The organism is Celeribacter neptunius (genome assembly GCF_900113955.1).
GTDB lineage: Bacteria > Pseudomonadota > Alphaproteobacteria > Rhodobacterales > Rhodobacteraceae > Celeribacter > Celeribacter neptunius.
Map to the genome: position 1 here is coordinate 975252 of NZ_FORH01000001.1, position 16131 is coordinate 991382.

Below are 16131 nucleotides of genomic sequence, written 5' to 3' on the forward strand. Positions count from 1 at the left end.
TGTGTTTCAGCCGGAGAAGGTGACAAGTCTGATCGCAGCGGAGATCACCAGCGCCGCGACCGAGGCGAGAAAGGCGGTGGCCGCCACGGAGTTCATGATCAGCCCCTCGCGTTTGCCGTTCTTGACCCGGATCACCAGACCGATGAAGACGCCGATAAAGACGCCAAGGCCGATGCCGGCGGATTGTGCGAGAAAGACGGGAAAGAGATCAAAACGCATCATCTGGTCCTTAGGCGAGTGTCACGGCGGTGCCGGAGGCGGAGACCATGAGCATCTGGCCGATCACCTCGTAATCGAGATCGACGCCGACGACGGCATTGGCGCCCATGGCCCGGGCCTTGTCCTCCATCTCGCTCAGCGCGGTGTCACGGCCTTCTGCGAGCTTGGATTCATAGGAGCCGGCACGCCCACCGATGATATCGGTGACCTGGGCGAAGAGATCCCGGACAATGTTTGCCCCCATGATCGCCTCGCCGGTGACGATCCCGTGGTAGGTCGCGATAGAGCGGCCTTCGACATTGGGTGTGGTGGTGACAATCATGATTTGCCCTCCTTGAGGATCTTTCCGCCGATCAGCCCTTTGCCGGTCAGCGTACCGCCATTGAGATAGACATCGCGCTGCACCATGCCGGTCAGCTCCGCCGCGACGCCCGGGGCGAGGATCAGATCGCGATTGATCACCGCCGAGATCACGGTTTTGGCGCCCGGTTTCACCCGCAGGCTGCCACCGATCATCCCAGAAATCTCCGGCGCATCGCTTTCATGATCAGAGGCGATCATCATCAGCCCACGGACCCCTCGAGCGAGATCGCCACCAGTTGCTGTGCTTCCATGGCGAATTCCATCGGCAGGGCTTGCAGCACTTCCTTGGCGAAGCCGTTGACGATCAGGGCGACGGCCTCTTCTTCGTCCATACCACGCTGGCGGCAGTAGAACATTTGCTCGTCATCCACCTTCGACGTGGTGGCCTCGTGTTCGACGCGCGAAGAATTGTTCTTCACCTCGATGTAAGGCACGGTATGGGCGCCGCATTTGTCACCGATCAGCAAGCTGTCACACTGCGTGTAATTGCGCGAATTCTTCGCTTTCGGGTGCATCGAGACCTGACCGCGATAGGTGTTCTGCGCCACGCCCGCCGAGATACCCTTCGACACGATGCGCGAGCGGGTGTTCTTGCCCAAGTGGATCATCTTGGTGCCAGTATCGGCCTGCTGATGATTGTTGGTGATGGCGATCGAGTAGAACTCACCCTGGGCATCGTCGCCGCGCAGGATACAGGACGGGTATTTCCAGGTGACGGAGGAGCCGGTCTCGACCTGGGTCCACATCACCTTGGCCCGGTCGCCACGGCAATCGGCGCGTTTGGTGACAAAGTTATAGATGCCGCCCTTGCCCTCTTCGTCGCCGGGGAACCAGTTCTGCACCGTCGAGTATTTCACCTCGGCGTCTTCCTCGATGATGATTTCCACCACGGCGGCATGGAGCTGCGCGGTGTCGCGCTGGGGCGCGGTGCAGCCTTCGAGATAGGACACATAGCTGCCCTTGTCGGCGATGATCAGCGTGCGTTCGAACTGGCCGGTGTTTTCCGCGTTGATGCGGAAATAGGTCGACAGTTCCATCGGGCAGCGGGTGTTCGGCGGGATATAGACAAAGGAGCCGTCGGAGAAGACCGCCGAGTTCAGCGTCGCATAGTAATTGTCGGAGATCGGCACCACGGAGGCGAGGTATTTCTTCACCAGCTCCGGGTGATCCTTGATCGCTTCCGAGATCGAGCAGAAGATCACCCCGGCTTTCTCAAGTTCCTTCTTGAAGGTCGTGCCGACGGAAACGCTATCGAACACCGCATCCACGGCCACTTTGCGCTCCGAGTTGTCGCCATCGGCCGGCACGTCGCCCGCGCCCTCGACACCGGCAAGGATCATCTGTTCCTTCAGCGAAATGCCGAGTTTTTCGTAGGTTGCGAGGAGTTTCGGGTCGACCTCGTCCAGCGACTTCGGCTTGTGCTCCATCGATTTCGGACGGGCATAGTAATACTGGTCCTGAAAATCGATTTCCGGGTAATCGATCATCGCCCAATCGGGTTCCTCGAGCGTGAGCCAGCGGCGATAGGCCTCGAGCCGCCATTCGGTCATCCATTCCGGCTCTTCGTTCTTGGCCGAGATCAGCCGCACGATGTCCTCGGAGAGGCCTTTCGGCGCGTAATCCATCTCGATCTCGGTGTCCCAGCCGTATTTATACTTGCCGGCCAGGGCCTGAACGGCGGCGACGGTCTCTTCCTCGACGCCTTCCTTCACCTGATCTTTCAACTGTACGTCATCCACCATGGGATCACTCCTTACCGTGCTGTGCGGGGCGCGCTTCTTGGGCCCTCTGTTTCATTTCCATTCTCAAGCCGCGCGTTTTTTGTGACGCGCGTAGGCGGCCAGCCAGGCTTTGGCGAACCGCTCTAAATCTTCTTTGCTCACGTCCGGGCCGATCGAGACCCGCAGAGCAGAGGCCGCCTCGAGATCGCTGTAGCCCATGGCGGTCAGGACTTTCGAGGCCTTGACCTTGCCCGAGGAACAGGCCGAGCCGGCCGAGACCGCAAACCCCGCCAGATCCATCTGCATCACCTGGGTCTCGCCCTTCCAGCCGGGCGTGATCAGGTTCATCGTATTCGGCAGGCGATCTTCGCCCCTCCCGACAAAGATGGGGTCTTCGAGACCATCGGCCAACAGGTCTTCGAGATAATCACGCTTTTGAGCGACCTCATCCCATATGCCATCGGCCAGAGCCTTTGCCGCCGCGTCCGCCGCGGCGCCAAAACCGGCGATGCCAATGAGGTTCTCGGTGCCGCTTCTGCGCCCCATCTCCTGACCGCCGCCCTTGATCGTCGCGGCCACATCGAGGCCCTGTTTCAACACCAGCGCGCCAACGCCTTTCGGCCCGCCGAGCTTGTGCGCCGAGACCAGCGCCATGTCGCAGCCGAGCCAGTTGAAGGCTACGGGCACCTTTCCAAACCCCTGCGTCGCATCGACCACGGCGAGTCCTTCGGGCAAGTCCTGAATCACCCCGGTCTCGGAATTGGCGAGCTGAAGCGTGCTCTGCGCCGGATCGGAGATCGCCACATGGCCTTGCCGGTCCACCGGCAGATCGAGCTGACACCACGAGGCCACCGCATCATGCTCGACCGCGCCACAGTGCAGATCCCGGCCGGAAAATGCCAACGCCGCCGCTTCGGTCGCCCCGGAGGTAAAAACGATATCCGCCCCCTGCGCCCCGAACGCCTCGGCGACCTGTGCCCGCGCCCGTTCCATCAGGCCCTTCGCCGCCCGCCCCTCGGCATGGACCGACGACGGATTGCCAACGATATCCATCGCCGCGATCATCGCCGCACGCGCCGCCTGCCCCAGGGGCGCGGTGGCGTTCCAATCGAGATATGTGCGGGTCATGGCCATTCGGGTCTTTCAGTATGTTTGCGCCGGAGCAGCAAAGGCTCAGGCGTCGGTCTCTTCATCCACCACGGAAAACAGCGTCGGCACCGCCGGGCATGGGCGGAGCTCGTTGCGGATCACATCCGACAACCGGGTCTGGTGCAGGAAGACATAGACATGGGCCGAGAGCCCTTCCCACAGCCGGTTGGTCATCGATTGCGCCCGCGAGCCGGAAATCCCGCCCGACGCGCCGGCGCCGGTGTGCATGGCGGACACGGTCTCATCCACCGCGCCCAAGATATCGGAGACCCGCATTTCGGAGGCGGGCTTGGCGAGTTTGTAGCCGCCGCCGGGGCCGCGCACCGAGGTGACGAGTTCGGCCCGGCGCAGCTTGACGAAAAGCTGTTCGAGATACGGGAGCGAAATATCCTGACGTTTGGAAATCTCCGCCAGCGACAGGAGGCTCCCCTCCGGCTGCAATGCCAGATCTGCCAGAGCGACCATGGCGTAACGCCCTTTTGTCGACAGTTTCATTTGCTTTCCCCTTTGCCTTGCGGGTGCCTCTCGGCATGTGTCTGCGCGATGAGCCGCCCTGTTCTACGCCCGCTCACCTGTGCCTCCGCCGATTCCTTGGCTGAAGCGCAGGAAAACCGGCGCAAAAACATTGACGTGCGCGTGTCAGAGCCTTACGTCCATACCACCCGCGTGCGCTTTGCGCTCAGACAATTTAGAAGCTTTCTAAATAGCCTGAGAAATTTCGTCAACTATAAAGCCGCACGCCACGGATATGAGCGCATCAGCGCCGTTCTCGACAGAGGGCGCGCCTTGCCAGACAAAGCGACGCGATACCGGGCCCTGGTATGTCCGGCCCGGACCGCGACATGAGGAGACAGGGACGACTATGCCCGAAGTGATTTTTCCCGGCCCCGAGGGCCGGCTCGAAGGCCGCTACCACCCGCAGCCGCAAAAAGACGCCCCCATCGCCATCATTCTTCATCCGCATCCGCAATTCGGCGGCACGATGAACAACCGCGTGGTCTACAACCTGCATTATGCGTTCCATAACATGGGGTTCACCGTGCTGCGGTTCAATTTCCGCGGCGTCGGGCGTAGCCAGGGCGAATACGATCAGGGCGTGGGTGAGCTGTCCGATGCGGCCTCCGCGCTCGACTATCTGCAGTCGATGAACCCGAACGCGAAACATTGCTGGGTCGCGGGCTTTTCCTTCGGCGCCTGGATCGGCATGCAGCTTCTGATGCGTCGTCCGGAGATCACCGGGTTCATCTCGGTTGCCCCGCCCGCGAACATGTATGATTTCTCCTTCCTCGCGCCCTGCCCCTCCTCGGGTCTGATCATCAACGGCACTGCCGACCGCGTGGCGCCGCCGAAGGACACCCATACGCTGGTCAACAAGCTGCACGAGCAGAAGGGCATCACCATCACCCACGAGGAAATCGAGGGCGCCGGCCATTTCTTCGAAGATCCGCATATGGAAGAGATGATCGGCACGGTCGATCAATATGTCCGCCGCCGCCTGACCGAGAACACCCGCTAAGGAGCGCCTGTCATGGGGATCATGGAAGATCTCGCCGACGATCTGGCGAAAGACACGATTGACGCGCTTGACGTGGTGGGCTCCGAGGATCTCATCCAGGATGTCGCGCGCGTCATCGGCGCGTCCTCGATCACCACGCAGGAAGCCTTCATGACCGCGGCCCGGGTGCGGCTTTCGGAAAAGCGCGCCCGGGAATATCTCAACAAACGCATCGCCGAGGCCAAGGCTGGCCTCGCAGCTTCGGCGCCGCCTCCGGGCGCCGAGGATGACATCGAATACTAGCACGCCCCAAGGACCACATGCCCAGAGACAGCGCCTCCCCCCGCCTAGATGCCCAATATGCCTTTCTGATGGAGGCGGATCGGCTCAAGACGGTGGAGCGCGCCAATCAGCTGATGGATCGCTCGCGGTTCGAGAACTCCGCCGAACACAGCTGGCATGCCTGCCTTTTGGCGCTCTTGTGCGCGCCGCTGGCCGGCGCCGACGTGGACATCGACCGCGTGATCGAGATGCTCATGCTGCATGACATTGTCGAGGTCGACGCCGGCGATCACCCGATCCATATCCTGTATGACACCGACGAGATCGTCGCGCGCGAAAAGGCGGCGGCGGATCGCATCTACGGGCTTCTGCCCGAGGATCTTGCGGTGAGCTTCCGGGCGACATGGGAAGAATTCGAGGCGATGCAAAGCCCGACGGCGCGTTTCGCCAAGGCGATCGATTACCTTGCGCCTGCGCTGCAGAGCATCGGCGCGCCCGAACAGCTCGAGGAAGAGCGCGAGATCGTCGGAGGCAATCTGCGCCGTGGCCGGGCGGTGAAGACGAAAGACATCCTGCCGGAACTGTTCGAGTTCACCAAAGCGGCGTTCGAGGGCGAGGTCCCGGAAGGCGATCTGGCCCGGCGTTTTGCTTTCTGGTGCGAATCCGACCGGCTCAAAAGCATCTATCGCGCCACGCCAATTGCCGATGGGTCGCGCAAGGAAAACACCGGCGAGCACAGCTGGCACATCATGCTCTACGCGCTGGTGATGGCCGATCATGCCGCCCCAGGTGTCGACATTGCGCTGGCGATCAAGATGCTGCTTTTGCACGACATTGTCGAAGTGGACGCAGGCGACACGCCGATCCATGGCGCAGTGACACCCGAGGCGGTGAAAGCTCAGGAAGAGGCGGAGATCAAGGCCGCCGAGCGGCTGTTCGGCCTGTTGCCCGCCGATCAGGGCGCGATGTTCCGGGCGATCTGGGATGAATTCGAGGCGGCTGAGACGCCGACCGCGATCTATGCCAAATCGATCGACCGGATTCAGCCGGTGCTGCACAACCTCTCGGACGATGGCGGCTCCTGGCGCACCTATGACGTGAAGCTGCACCAGCTTGATACCCGCGTCGGCACCAAGATCGCCCAGGGCTGTCCACAGCTCTGGCCCTATATCCGCGCCAAATGCGAACCCTGGTTCGTCGCGCGCGGCGCGCTGTAAAACGGCGTTCAGCGGTTCGGCGGTATCGAATAGGTCATCTGCGCCTGGGCCAAAACCCTGTCGGCTCCGGGATTGCGGATCGCCACCGTGCCGGTCGCGAGCGTTTTGCCGAGTTTCAGCACCCGCGCCTCACCCAGTAGCGGCACTCCGGCCTCGGGTTTGCGCAGGAAGTCGATATGGGCATTGGTGGTGACCGCCAATGCCACCGGCCCCAGTTGCGAGAGGATCGCAAAGTAAATCGCCACATCTGCCAGGAGGAACATCGAGGGGCCGGAGACCGTGCCGCCGGGGCGCAGATGTCGCGCATCGGGCGTGAGCCGCAGGGTCACCGCCTCGTCACGAACCTCCTCGAAGCCGAGCACATCCGCGACCTCGCCGAAATCCCGCGCCAGAAAGGCCTCCAGCGCGGATCTGTCCATCGCGAGCGCCATCAGAAACCGTAGATGCCGGCAAACTTCTCTTCGAGATAGTCGAGAAGCGGCGCTTCCGACGGCTCGAAGCCACAGGCATGCACGATGGTGTCGCGCGGTTCGCGAAGGCCGCCGAATTGCTGGAGATGCTCGCCGAGCCAGGCGGTGGCAGAGCCGGTGTTGCCCTTGGCCAGTTCCGCATCCAGTTCCGGGATATCGGCGCGCAGCGCCTTGTGCAGGCAGCCGGCGTAGACATTGCCCAGGCTGTAGGTCGGGAAATACCCGAACAGCCCCACCGGCCAATGCACGTCCTGCAGGCAACCGTTCGAGATCTTGTCGACCTTGACGCCGAAATCCGCCTCGAACCGCGTGTCCCAGGCCTCTGGCAGGTCCATGACATCGAGCGTGCCGTTGATGATCTGGCGTTCGAGATCAAAGCGCAGCAACACATGCAGGTTGTATTGCACCTCATCGGATTCGGTGCGGATATAGCCCGGGGTGACGCGGTTGACGGCGGCGTAGAACTCTTCGGCGCTGTTCACGCCAATCTCACCGAACATGCCGCGCATCTGGCCATAGAGATATTCGGTGAAGGCGCGCGAGCGGCCCAGCTGGTTCTCATAGATCCGCGACTGGCTTTCGTGCACCCCCATGGAGACCCCCTCGCCCAGCGGCGTCAGCAGGTAGTCGCGGGAGATGTTCTGCTCATAGCAGGCGTGACCCGTCTCATGGATGGTGGAATAGATCGAATTGAGCGGGTCTTCCGGATTGGTCCGCGTGGTGATGCGGACATCGAGCCCGGCGCCCGAAGAGAACGGGTGCACCGCCTTGTCGATCCGGCCCCGGTCGAAATCATAGCCGAACGCCCCGGCGAGAATTCCGGTGAGGGCCATTTGCTCGTCTTCGTCATAGGTGCCGGAGAGGCCCTTGGGCTGATCGGCGCCCATGATCTTGTCACGAAGCGCCACGAGACGCGGGCGCAGCGCGCCGAACATCTCGGAAAGCACCGCCCCCGAGGAACCCGGCTCGTAATCCTGATGCAGCGCATCCCATAGATCGGAATGATCCGTGCCCTCTTTCAGCGCCGCCGCCTCTTCGCGGCGCAGTTTCACCACCTCTTCGAAGGTGGGCGCGAAATGGTTGAAATCGTCGCGCGCACGGGCCTCGGCCCAGATGCCTTGCGCGACCGAGGTCACCCGCGCCAGCTCTGATGCCAGATCGGCGGGCACCTTGGTGTTGCGCTCATAAGACCGGCGGGTGTGGCGCAGCACCGCCTGTCCGAAAGGATCGAGGGTGCTCTCGTCGATCGTCGCCAGCCAGTCGCCGAGTTTGGGATCGACCTTGCGGGCGTGCAGCACACTCTCGATGGCAGCGAATTCCTCGCCACGCTGTTCCATCGCCCCGCGCGGCATCATCGTCTCCTGATCCCAGGACAGCCGCCCGGCGATCTGGCCCAGAGCCGTGGTCGTTTTCACATGGGAAAAAAGCGCGTCAAATGACATGTCATACCTCAGAGATTACGCCGCACGGACGGATTGGGGTTTCGGATAATTGGACAGGAAGCGCGCCCGCGAGATCGCCACGAAGAGCGCCACGGCGCCGACCTGATGAGAGAGGCCCAAAGCCAGTGGCGCGCCATGCAGGAGCGTGACAATGCCCAGGACCACTTGCAGGAACAGGAGCGCGAACATCAGGTTGAAAGCCCCCACGGTGGCCTTGTTGGCCGATTTGCGCCCCTTGAGCCAGGCCACAATGCCGAAAATGAACAGCAGGTAGCCAACCATACGGTGGATGAATTGCACCAGCGCCGGGTTCTCGAAAAAATTGCGCCAAGCCGGCGTGATATAGAACGGATCGGGCGGCAGCACCTGCCCGCCCATCAGCGGCCAGTCGGTATAACCGCGGCCCGCATCAATCCCGGCGACGAGCGCGCCCAGCAGAATCTGCAGGAACGCCAGATGCAACATGCCAGTCGACAGCCCGTAGAGTTTGGCGTCTTTCGAACGGCGCGCCTGCATCAACTCCCCTTCGGTCCGACCAAGCAGGAACACATACCAGGCGATGAACCCGAGGATGATGAAGGCCAAGCCCAGATGCGTCGCCAGCCGGTAGGAGGCCACATCGAGCCTCTCGCCCACCAGCCCGGAGGAGACCATCCACCAGCCGATCGCGCCCTGAAGCCCGCCAAGCGCGCCGATGAAGATCAGGCGTTTGTGCCAGCCGGTGGGAACCTTGCGCGCCACGGCAAAGCCGATATAGCCCACGGCCCAAACGAGGCCGATGAAACGGCCGAGGAAACGATGGCCCCATTCCCACCAATAGATGGATTTGAACTCCGACAGGCTCATGCCCTCGTTTTGCAGCTGATACTCCGGGATCTGCTGGTATTTCTCGAACTCGGAGGTCCAGTCGGCTTCGGACATCGGCGGGATGGCGCCCGTGACCGGCTTCCATTCGGTGATCGACAGGCCGGAATCCGTCAACCGTGTCAGACCACCGACGGCGATCATCGCCATCACCAGCGCGAAAATCACGATGAGCCAGGCGCGGATGCCCTTGCGCGCGCCACCGCGCCCCTTTTCGATCAACCCGCCCTGCGGGGCGGCCTTCGGCTTTTCATCCGTTGCCACCTCTTCGAAAATGCTGCGTTTTTGCGCCATCTGCCGCCCTCTCCTCTGTCTTGCCAGAAACCTAGGCAGCGCGGGCCGGAAGGGCAAGCGGTCAAACCGTTCAAAAACACTCAGGGGCTGATCCCAGTGCCGGAAATCATGCCGGAAATCATCTTGGATTTCGCACCGGATATCGTGCCGGCGCAGCGACGGAAACCGGTTTGACAGTCGTACAATGATCAGTTGCCCCGAAAGGCACGCCCCCAAGAGTAAAGAGGACGCGAAACAGGGGCCGGACGAAGAGGAGGCATCGATGAAACACAGTCTTCGCAAACTCACCACATTCCTGCTGATCACCACCATGGCGGCGGCGCCGATGGTCGCTTTCGCGCAAAGCGGGCCGCGCCCGATTCAGCAGCAAAGACAAATGCAAGTGCAGGTTCAGGATCGGTATTGCGTCCGTCAGGGCGTGACACTGAATGGCCGGGCGGGTCCGGGCACCCAGTATCATAAAATGCTGACCCTGAGATCCGGCACACAGCTCAAACTGTTGAACCAACAACGGGGTTGGGCACAGGTTGAAACGCCGCAAGGCGAACGGGTCTGGGTGTCCAGCCGTTACCTGATGTGCGACGGCACCTGTGGCCTGCAACTCGGCACACCACGCGGTCCGGCCTATAACCGCTAGGGCTCAGGCCCCGAACCGCAAGAGGATGCTTGAGGCCCGTGCATCCCCTCCCCGATGACACGCGCGCCTCGCATATGGCCCCCGCTCCGGCGGGGGCTTTTTTCTGCGCCTGAGGAGCGTCTGGCTCAGCCGCGCTCTTTCCAGCGCTTCATCTGCCGCATCACCCCGTGCAGCATCTGCACATCGGCGCGGGTGAGCGGCATGCGCGACCAGAGGTTGCGCAGGTTGAGCTTCATATTCTCGGCCTTGTGATCCGGGAAGAAGAACCCGGCCTCTTCCATCACGTCTTCATAGTGATCGCCGAGTTTTTCCACCTCGATATGACCGGCCCAGTCGGTCTTGGCGAGATCCATCACCTCGGGGGCGACATCCGTGGTCTGGCGGCCCCATTCGTAGGACATCAGGAGCACGGCCTGCGCCAGATTGAGCGAGGCAAACACCGGGTTCACCGGCACGGTGACGATGGCATTGGCCTCGACCACGTCCTCATTTTCAAGCCCTGCGCGTTCCGGGCCGAACATTACGCCGATCTTCTTGCCTTCGGCCACCATGGCGCGGGCCTGTTCCATGGCGCGCTCGGGCGTCACCACCGGTTTGGTGATGCCGCGCATCCGTGCCGTGGTGGCAAAGACATAGTCGCAATCCGCGACCGCCGCGCGCACCGTGTCGAAATGCCCGGCCTCGTCCAAAAGACGCCCGGCGCCGGAGGCCATGGCCACGGCTTTCGGATTGGGCCAGCCGTCGCGCGGGGCGACGACCCGCATCCGGTCGAGCCCGAAATTCCACATGGCGCGTGCCGCCCCACCGATATTCTCGCCCATCTGCGGACGCACGAGGATGATCGCGGGGGTGATCATCGCCGGGGTTGGGCCAGTTTGGGCAGTATCGGACATGAGACGGACCTGTTTTGGAAGATTTGGCGCGTGATAGGCGGATTTGACCGCACTCGCAAGGCTTCCGCCCGCCCACGGCTTGCGCTATAGGGGGCGAAACGCTTTTCAGGAGCCGCCTAAATGTCCGAGCAGCCGCAAGAACGCCCGCAAATCTACCTGTCGACCCCGAGTGCCTTTGATCTCGAAGATTTCCCGGCCAGGCTCGCCGCCGTGCTGGACGCGCATGAGGTGGCCTGTGTACGGCTGGCGCTGGCCTCCAAGGACGAATACGAGCTGGGCCGCGCAGCGGATGCCTGCCGCGAGGTCTGTCATGCCCGCGATGTGGCGATCGTGATCGAGAGCCATGTGGCACTGGCCGAGCGTCACGGGCTCGACGGCGTGCATCTCACCGACGGCTCGCGCTCGGTCCGCAAGGTGCGCAAGGTCTTGGGCGATGATGCCATCGTCGGCAGCTTCTGTGGCGCGTCGAAACATGACGGTATGACCGCGGGTGAAATCGGCGCCGATTACGTCGCCTTCGGGCCCGTTGGTGACACCGAACTGGGCGATGGCACCAAGGCGCCGCGCGATCTCTTTGAATGGTGGTCGCTGATGATCGAAGTGCCGGTGGTGGCCGAGGGTGCCCTGACCGCCGAAATCGTCAAGGACTTCACCCCGGTGACCGATTTCTTTGCCATTGGTGATGAGATCTGGTCGACGGAAGACCCGGTGGCGGCGCTGGGCGAGCTGATCGCGGCGATGGGGTAGCCGAAGAGCGGCTTTGCGGGATTTTTCTGCTGTTCAAACGAAATACTGTCGGGCGCGGAACAAGGCGAAGCCGCCGCGCCTGCGCTGGCCCGTTCTGGCGGGCGAGCGCAGTGTCACCCGCGTAAAACGGATTGAAGTTTCTCGGATTTGGCAGGCATAAAGTGCAGACCTCTTAGGGTGTGGCGCTCCTCCACGGGCCAGCGCACGCCCTCGCGCCCAACCTCCGCCTGGGTCTCAAAACACCCCGCGCGCAACCGCCTCACACATTCACATAGGGGTCCGGGATCTCCGGCAGGGCTGACCGCACCGCCGCCTCGCATCTTGCGGCCATTTCCTTGCGGTCTTTGACGTCTTTCACCGCGATCGGGTCATGAAATGTCACCTCGACGCGCCCCTGTGGGCTGGCTTTCAACACATGCAGCAGCGACGGGCCGAATTCCATCTCGCCCCACCAGCCGAAAAACCGCACATCCTGTCCCTCGGGCGCAACATAGCGCGCGGTGACCGGCTGTATCCAGACTTCTTCGCGCAACTCGGGCGTGAAGAAGGCGGCAAACAAGGTGGGCTTGAACGGCAGCACGCGCAGGCTGTCCGAGGAGGTGCCTTCCGGGAAGAACAACAGCTTGTGCCCGAGATGCAGCCGCTCTTCAAAGAGGCGCTTTTGCTTCGCCGCATCCCGGCGGTCGCGATTGATGAACACGGTTCCGGTGGCCTTGGCCATGGTGCCGATGCCGGGCCAATTGGCGACCTCGGCCTTCGACACAAAGAAAATCCGCTGCACCGCATTGAGCACGAAAATATCGAGCCAGGTCGAATGGTTCGCCACCACCGCGCCGTGATGACGCATCGGCTGGCCCTTGACGGTGAGGCTGATCCCCATCAGACGCAAGGCATTGCGCGACACGAAACGCGGGTAAAAGGACGACCAGGGCCGGCGCAGGCCGTAGAACAGGCTTTCCACGGCCCGGGTCGCGAACATCAGCACCATGCAGATCAGGATCATAAGGATGACCGGCAGGCCACGCCGGACCATGCGCCAGGTGCCACCGCGCACCGGGGCCGGCTCCGTATAGGGGATACGGCTTTCCCAGAACGGCCCGCTCATCCGCCGATTCCCTTGGTGTAGAGCGCGCGCTGACGCGGCGAAATCCGGTCCGTGTCGAGGATCAGCAACACATCGACGGTGTTGAACGCCCGGTCGACAAACGCCCCCTCGCCGACGGTGCCACCCATCCGCAGATAGGCCTTGATCAGCGGCGGCACGGCCAGCATGGCGCGTTTGCGGTCGATCTGATCCTCGGGCATCAGATCCATCGACTGGAAATGCTCCGGCAGCGCCCGCGCCCGCAGCGGCTCCGGCGCGAGATGACGGTGATGCAGGAGCGAGAGCGCCTCGGCATGGCGCGCGACATCGGCCTCGAAGAAGGACGCCGTGCCAAACAGGACATCAAACCCCTCTTCGATGACGTATTTCGCCAACCCCGCCCACATCTGAAACAGCGCCGCGCCGCCGCGATACTCCTGTGCGACACAGGAGCGGCCAAGTTCCAAGAGACGCTTGCCGGAAGCCTTGAGCGGCGCCAGATCATATTCGTGCTCGGAATAGAACTGCCCGATCTCGGCGGCTTTTTCACCCGACAGCAGCCGGTAGACCGCCACGCATTGCTCCAAAGGGTCCTCGGAGCGCGCCGGATCGATCAGCATCAGATGATCGTAATGCGGATCGAAGCGATCGGCCTCGAGTTCGGCGGCATGATCGACCATTTCGCCATCGGAGCCGAGTTCCTGAACAAACACCCGGTAGCGCAATCGCTGCGCCGCGCGCAAATCCGCCTCATCTTTGGCGAATTTCAACTGGAATGGCGATGGCTCGGCGCTCATGCGGGTCTCACTGCTCTTTGCTGGAGGGGTTGTAGGATTTTGTTGATTTCATTGCAACAGAGCCGCGCAAACCCTTGTCGCCAGAGGCATGTCACGGTCGATTGAGCATGGTCAACGGATCGGTGATTGCCTACACTGGTCCCTGAAAGAAGCAGTATAACAAACACAGATCACCACCACAGGCCCGCGCACGCGCAGACAGGCCCTCATTCGAACACAGGGAGAAGCGCAACCCGCCGGCTGTCGATCACGACCTTGCCGGCATGCTGAAACATCACCGTAATCTTGCCGCCGATATTCGACTGCACCTGACCGAGGCCCCAGTCCGCCTCGGACGGGTGGCGGACCAATTGACCCGGCTCCAGCATTGCGTTGAGATCATCCATTGCGACAGCGCCTTTCCCGAGACTTCTCTGAACTTTGCCCCGAATAGGAGACATCATGACCCAAGACCTGACCCGCGACATCGCCGCCATGATCGGCTCCCGCATCTGTCACGACCTGATCAGCCCGGTGGGGGCGATCTCGAACGGGGTGGAGCTGATGGCCATGTCGGGGGCTGGCACCGGACCTGAGCTTAGCCTTATCTCCGAAAGCGTCGACAATGCAAATGCAAGGGTGAAATTCTTTCGCATCGCCTTTGGCATGGCCAGCCTCGGCCAGATGGTGTCGCGCAACGAGATCTCCGGCATTCTGCACGCGCTCTCGACCCATCGGCTGAGCTATGTCTGGGCGCCCGAGGAGGATCTCGAGCGTGAAGAGGTGAAACTCGCCTGTCTGATGCTGATGTGCATCGAGACCGCCCTGCCCCGCGGTGGCGAAATCAAGGTGAGCTACAATGGTGGCCAATGGGTGGTCCGCGCCAAGGCCGACCGGATCGAGCCCTCGCCGGATCTCTGGGCGCGTCTCGGCGCGGTGAGCAGCTCCGAAGGGCTGAAACCCTCCGAGGTGCAGTTCCTGCTGGCGCCGATGCAGGCCGAGGCACTGGGCCGCCGGATCGTGCATTCGTCGGGCGACGGGGTGATTTCGCTGACCGCGTGAGCCCGAGAAGAGGCGCGGCGGATTCGCCTTGTTTCGCGCCCGACAGTGCTTCTCGAACGTCCGCTCCGCCCCGCAGGGCAGACATCTCCCGTCATGAAAAAGGGGCCCGACAGGCCCCTTTCCAATGCTTCATATCCTGAGAGTTCAGCTGCGCACCGCGCCCTCTGAGGTCACGAGATATTTGAAGCTGGTGAGCTGTTCGGCGCCGACCGGACCGCGCGCGTGCATCTTGCCGGTGGCAATGCCGATCTCGGCGCCCATGCCGAACTCGCCACCATCCGCGAATTGCGTCGAGCTGTTGTGCATCAGGATGGCACTGTCGAGATGCGAGAAGAACTTTTCGACATTCCCGGGCGTCTCGGAGAGGATGCAATCGGTGTGCGAGGAGGAATAGCGCTGGATATGCGCGATCGCCGTATCGGCATCGGCAACCACTTTCGCGGCGATGATGCTGTCGAGATATTCGCGGCCCCAGTCCTCTTCGGTCGCCGGCGTCACCTGATCGACCAGCGCCATGACCTCGGCATCGCCGCGCACTTCGACGCCCTTCTCCACCAGCGCCTTGATCAGATCGCGGCCCAAAGTCTCGGCAATGTCCTTGTGAATGAGCAGGCATTCGGCGGCGCCACAGATGCCGGTGCGTCGGGTTTTGGCGTTGAGCACGATCTTCATCGCCTTCTCCGGATCGGCGGAGGCGTCGACAAAGATATGCACGATGCCCTCGAGATGCGCAAACACCGGCACCCGGGCTTCGCGCTGCACCAGACCCACGAGTCCTTTGCCGCCGCGCGGCACGATGACATCGATATAATCGGTCATGTGCAGCATCTCAGAGACCGCGGCGCGGTCGCGGGTCGGCACCCGCTGGATCGCCGCCTCGGGCAGGCCTGCGGCCTTGAGCCCCGCGACCAGACAGTCATGGATGGCGCCGGAGCTGTGGAAACTCTCGGAACCACCACGCAGGATCACCGCATTGCCGGCCTTCAGACAGAGCGCGCCGGCATCCGCCGTCACATTCGGACGGGACTCATAAATCACGCCGATCACGCCCAAGGGCGTGCGCACGCGTTTGATATGCAGCCCGTTCGGGCGATCCCATTCGGCGATCACATCGCCCACCGGATCTTTCTGTGCCGCGATGGCCTTGAGCCCGTCGATCATGCCCTGAATGCGCGACTCGTCGAGCATCAGCCGGTCCATCATCGCATCCGTGAGACCTTTCTCACGGCCAAATTCCAGATCTTTCTTATTGGCCTCGATGATCCCGGCCCGGTTGGTCCAGAGCGCATCGGCGGCCGCCAAAAGCGCCTTTTCCTTGGCCTCGGCCGAGGCCGTGGCAAGCGCCCGCGCCGCCGTCTTGGCGTTGCGGCCGAGGGTTTCCATCATCTGTTTCACGTCGTTTTCGGTCGTCATGTT

The 16131-nt window shown here is 62.4% G+C and carries 20 protein-coding genes; 6 read left to right on the plus strand and 14 right to left on the minus strand.

What is annotated here, in order from left to right; genetic code table 11:
* Window positions 1-6: 6 nt before the first annotated feature.
* From BM151_RS04770 to iscR, 6 genes are all read right to left on the minus strand, one after another.
* The gene (locus BM151_RS04770) at window positions 7-219 is read right to left on the minus strand and encodes a hypothetical protein (protein WP_090059199.1); all 213 of its coding nucleotides are present in this window, start codon (window positions 217-219) and stop codon (window positions 7-9) included.
* Between the two features lie 10 nt (window positions 220-229).
* Window positions 230-541, minus strand: coding sequence for a heavy metal-binding domain-containing protein (locus tag BM151_RS04775; protein WP_090058266.1), 312 nt, complete (start codon window positions 539-541; stop codon window positions 230-232).
* Window positions 538-783, minus strand: a complete 246-nt coding sequence (locus tag BM151_RS04780) for a hypothetical protein (RefSeq protein WP_090058269.1) — start codon at window positions 781-783, stop codon at window positions 538-540. Before BM151_RS04780 ends, BM151_RS04775 begins: the two co-directional genes overlap by 4 nt.
* Entirely contained in the window at window positions 783-2324 is a 1542-nt protein-coding gene (gene sufB, locus BM151_RS04785; protein ID WP_090058273.1) for a Fe-S cluster assembly protein SufB, read from the minus strand. Before sufB ends, BM151_RS04780 begins: the two co-directional genes overlap by 1 nt.
* 63 nt (window positions 2325-2387) lie before the next feature.
* A complete protein-coding gene (locus BM151_RS04790) occupies window positions 2388-3431 on the minus strand; it encodes a cysteine desulfurase family protein (RefSeq protein ID WP_090059200.1) in 1044 nt (347 codons plus the stop codon).
* Between the two features lie 45 nt (window positions 3432-3476).
* The gene (gene iscR / locus BM151_RS04795; RefSeq protein ID WP_090058276.1) at window positions 3477-3947 is read right to left on the minus strand and encodes a Fe-S cluster assembly transcriptional regulator IscR; all 471 of its coding nucleotides are present in this window, start codon (window positions 3945-3947) and stop codon (window positions 3477-3479) included.
* Window positions 3948-4314: 367 nt separating this feature from the next.
* Between iscR and BM151_RS04800 the strand changes: the two genes are divergently transcribed.
* The 3 genes from BM151_RS04800 to BM151_RS04810 are packed head-to-tail and all read left to right on the plus strand — an operon-like array spanning window position 4315 to window position 6446.
* Window positions 4315-4968, plus strand: a complete 654-nt coding sequence (locus tag BM151_RS04800; RefSeq protein WP_090058280.1) for an alpha/beta hydrolase — start codon at window positions 4315-4317, stop codon at window positions 4966-4968.
* 12 nt (window positions 4969-4980) lie between these two features.
* The gene (locus tag BM151_RS04805; protein ID WP_090058284.1) at window positions 4981-5250 is read left to right on the plus strand and encodes a hypothetical protein; all 270 of its coding nucleotides are present in this window, start codon (window positions 4981-4983) and stop codon (window positions 5248-5250) included.
* A 17-nt stretch (window positions 5251-5267) separates the two neighbouring features.
* Window positions 5268-6446: an HD domain-containing protein gene (locus BM151_RS04810; protein ID WP_090058287.1), complete on the plus strand. Its 1179-nt coding sequence runs from the start codon at window positions 5268-5270 to the stop codon at window positions 6444-6446.
* Between the two features lie 8 nt (window positions 6447-6454).
* Here the strand turns inward: BM151_RS04810 and BM151_RS04815 are convergent, their stop codons facing one another.
* From BM151_RS04815 to ctaA, 3 genes are read right to left on the minus strand one after another with little or no spacing between them, the layout of a single operon-like run.
* The gene (locus tag BM151_RS04815) at window positions 6455-6877 is read right to left on the minus strand and encodes a PaaI family thioesterase (RefSeq protein WP_090058291.1); all 423 of its coding nucleotides are present in this window, start codon (window positions 6875-6877) and stop codon (window positions 6455-6457) included.
* Window positions 6877-8358, minus strand: coding sequence for a carboxypeptidase M32 (locus BM151_RS04820; RefSeq protein WP_090058294.1), 1482 nt, complete (start codon window positions 8356-8358; stop codon window positions 6877-6879). Before BM151_RS04820 ends, BM151_RS04815 begins: the two co-directional genes overlap by 1 nt.
* Window positions 8359-8373: 15 nt before the next feature.
* Entirely contained in the window at window positions 8374-9516 is a 1143-nt protein-coding gene (ctaA, locus tag BM151_RS04825) for a heme A synthase (protein WP_090058298.1), read from the minus strand.
* A 262-nt stretch (window positions 9517-9778) separates the two neighbouring features.
* On the opposite strand from ctaA, the gene BM151_RS04830 reads away from it, so the two are divergent.
* Window positions 9779-10153, plus strand: coding sequence for an SH3 domain-containing protein (locus tag BM151_RS04830; protein ID WP_177213022.1), 375 nt, complete (start codon window positions 9779-9781; stop codon window positions 10151-10153).
* A 125-nt stretch (window positions 10154-10278) separates the two neighbouring features.
* On the opposite strand, the gene BM151_RS04835 is transcribed toward BM151_RS04830, so the two are convergent.
* The gene (locus BM151_RS04835; protein ID WP_245781095.1) at window positions 10279-11046 is read right to left on the minus strand and encodes an RNA methyltransferase; all 768 of its coding nucleotides are present in this window, start codon (window positions 11044-11046) and stop codon (window positions 10279-10281) included.
* 120 nt (window positions 11047-11166) lie between these two features.
* Here BM151_RS04835 and BM151_RS04840 point away from each other — a divergent pair, with 120 nt between their 5' ends.
* On the plus strand, window positions 11167-11793 hold the full coding sequence (locus tag BM151_RS04840; RefSeq protein WP_090058310.1) for a thiamine phosphate synthase: 627 nt from the start codon (window positions 11167-11169) through the stop codon (window positions 11791-11793).
* A gap of 259 nt (window positions 11794-12052) precedes the next feature.
* Here BM151_RS04840 and olsA read toward each other — a convergent pair whose 3' ends face one another.
* The 3 genes from olsA to BM151_RS04855 all read right to left on the minus strand — a co-directional run bounded on the left by olsA (window position 12053) and on the right by BM151_RS04855 (window position 14060).
* Window positions 12053-12898 carry a lyso-ornithine lipid O-acyltransferase gene (gene olsA, locus BM151_RS04845; RefSeq protein ID WP_245781096.1) on the minus strand — a complete coding sequence of 282 codons (846 nt, stop codon included), beginning with the start codon at window positions 12896-12898 and terminating at the stop codon, window positions 12053-12055.
* The gene (olsB, locus tag BM151_RS04850) at window positions 12895-13674 is read right to left on the minus strand and encodes an L-ornithine N(alpha)-acyltransferase (RefSeq protein ID WP_090058314.1); all 780 of its coding nucleotides are present in this window, start codon (window positions 13672-13674) and stop codon (window positions 12895-12897) included. Before olsB ends, olsA begins: the two co-directional genes overlap by 4 nt.
* Before the next feature lie 206 nt (window positions 13675-13880).
* A complete protein-coding gene (locus BM151_RS04855; protein WP_090058318.1) occupies window positions 13881-14060 on the minus strand; it encodes a DUF3553 domain-containing protein in 180 nt (59 codons plus the stop codon).
* A 55-nt stretch (window positions 14061-14115) separates the two neighbouring features.
* Between BM151_RS04855 and BM151_RS04860 the strand changes: the two genes are divergently transcribed.
* The gene (locus BM151_RS04860; protein WP_090058321.1) at window positions 14116-14715 is read left to right on the plus strand and encodes a histidine phosphotransferase family protein; all 600 of its coding nucleotides are present in this window, start codon (window positions 14116-14118) and stop codon (window positions 14713-14715) included.
* 144 nt (window positions 14716-14859) lie between these two features.
* Here BM151_RS04860 and BM151_RS04865 read toward each other — a convergent pair whose 3' ends face one another.
* Window positions 14860-16128, minus strand: a complete 1269-nt coding sequence (locus tag BM151_RS04865) for a glutamate-5-semialdehyde dehydrogenase (protein WP_090059204.1) — start codon at window positions 16126-16128, stop codon at window positions 14860-14862.
* Window positions 16129-16131 lie beyond the last annotated feature (3 nt).

Bases quoted from the DNA above. Each gene is read 5' to 3' on its own strand.
- BM151_RS04770 (WP_090059199.1), bottom strand. From the start codon at position 219: ATGCGTTTTGATCTCTTTCCCGTCTTTCTCGCACAATCCGCCGGCATC.
- BM151_RS04775 (WP_090058266.1), bottom strand. From the start codon at position 541: ATGATTGTCACCACCACACCCAATGTCGAAGGCCGCTCTATCGCGACC.
- BM151_RS04780 (WP_090058269.1), bottom strand. From the start codon at position 783: ATGATGATCGCCTCTGATCATGAAAGCGATGCGCCGGAGATTTCTGGG.
- sufB (WP_090058273.1), bottom strand. From the start codon at position 2,324: ATGGTGGATGACGTACAGTTGAAAGATCAGGTGAAGGAAGGCGTCGAG.
- BM151_RS04790 (WP_090059200.1), bottom strand. From the start codon at position 3,431: ATGACCCGCACATATCTCGATTGGAACGCCACCGCGCCCCTGGGGCAG.
- iscR (WP_090058276.1), bottom strand. From the start codon at position 3,947: ATGAAACTGTCGACAAAAGGGCGTTACGCCATGGTCGCTCTGGCAGAT.
- BM151_RS04800 (WP_090058280.1), top strand. From the start codon at position 4,315: ATGCCCGAAGTGATTTTTCCCGGCCCCGAGGGCCGGCTCGAAGGCCGC.
- BM151_RS04805 (WP_090058284.1), top strand. From the start codon at position 4,981: ATGGGGATCATGGAAGATCTCGCCGACGATCTGGCGAAAGACACGATT.
- BM151_RS04810 (WP_090058287.1), top strand. From the start codon at position 5,268: ATGCCCAGAGACAGCGCCTCCCCCCGCCTAGATGCCCAATATGCCTTT.
- BM151_RS04815 (WP_090058291.1), bottom strand. From the start codon at position 6,877: ATGGCGCTCGCGATGGACAGATCCGCGCTGGAGGCCTTTCTGGCGCGG.
- BM151_RS04820 (WP_090058294.1), bottom strand. From the start codon at position 8,358: ATGTCATTTGACGCGCTTTTTTCCCATGTGAAAACGACCACGGCTCTG.
- ctaA (WP_090058298.1), bottom strand. From the start codon at position 9,516: ATGGCGCAAAAACGCAGCATTTTCGAAGAGGTGGCAACGGATGAAAAG.
- BM151_RS04830 (WP_177213022.1), top strand. From the start codon at position 9,779: ATGAAACACAGTCTTCGCAAACTCACCACATTCCTGCTGATCACCACC.
- BM151_RS04835 (WP_245781095.1), bottom strand. From the start codon at position 11,046: ATGTCCGATACTGCCCAAACTGGCCCAACCCCGGCGATGATCACCCCC.
- BM151_RS04840 (WP_090058310.1), top strand. From the start codon at position 11,167: ATGTCCGAGCAGCCGCAAGAACGCCCGCAAATCTACCTGTCGACCCCG.
- olsA (WP_245781096.1), bottom strand. From the start codon at position 12,898: ATGAGCGGGCCGTTCTGGGAAAGCCGTATCCCCTATACGGAGCCGGCC.
- olsB (WP_090058314.1), bottom strand. From the start codon at position 13,674: ATGAGCGCCGAGCCATCGCCATTCCAGTTGAAATTCGCCAAAGATGAG.
- BM151_RS04855 (WP_090058318.1), bottom strand. From the start codon at position 14,060: ATGGATGATCTCAACGCAATGCTGGAGCCGGGTCAATTGGTCCGCCAC.
- BM151_RS04860 (WP_090058321.1), top strand. From the start codon at position 14,116: ATGACCCAAGACCTGACCCGCGACATCGCCGCCATGATCGGCTCCCGC.
- BM151_RS04865 (WP_090059204.1), bottom strand. From the start codon at position 16,128: ATGACGACCGAAAACGACGTGAAACAGATGATGGAAACCCTCGGCCGC.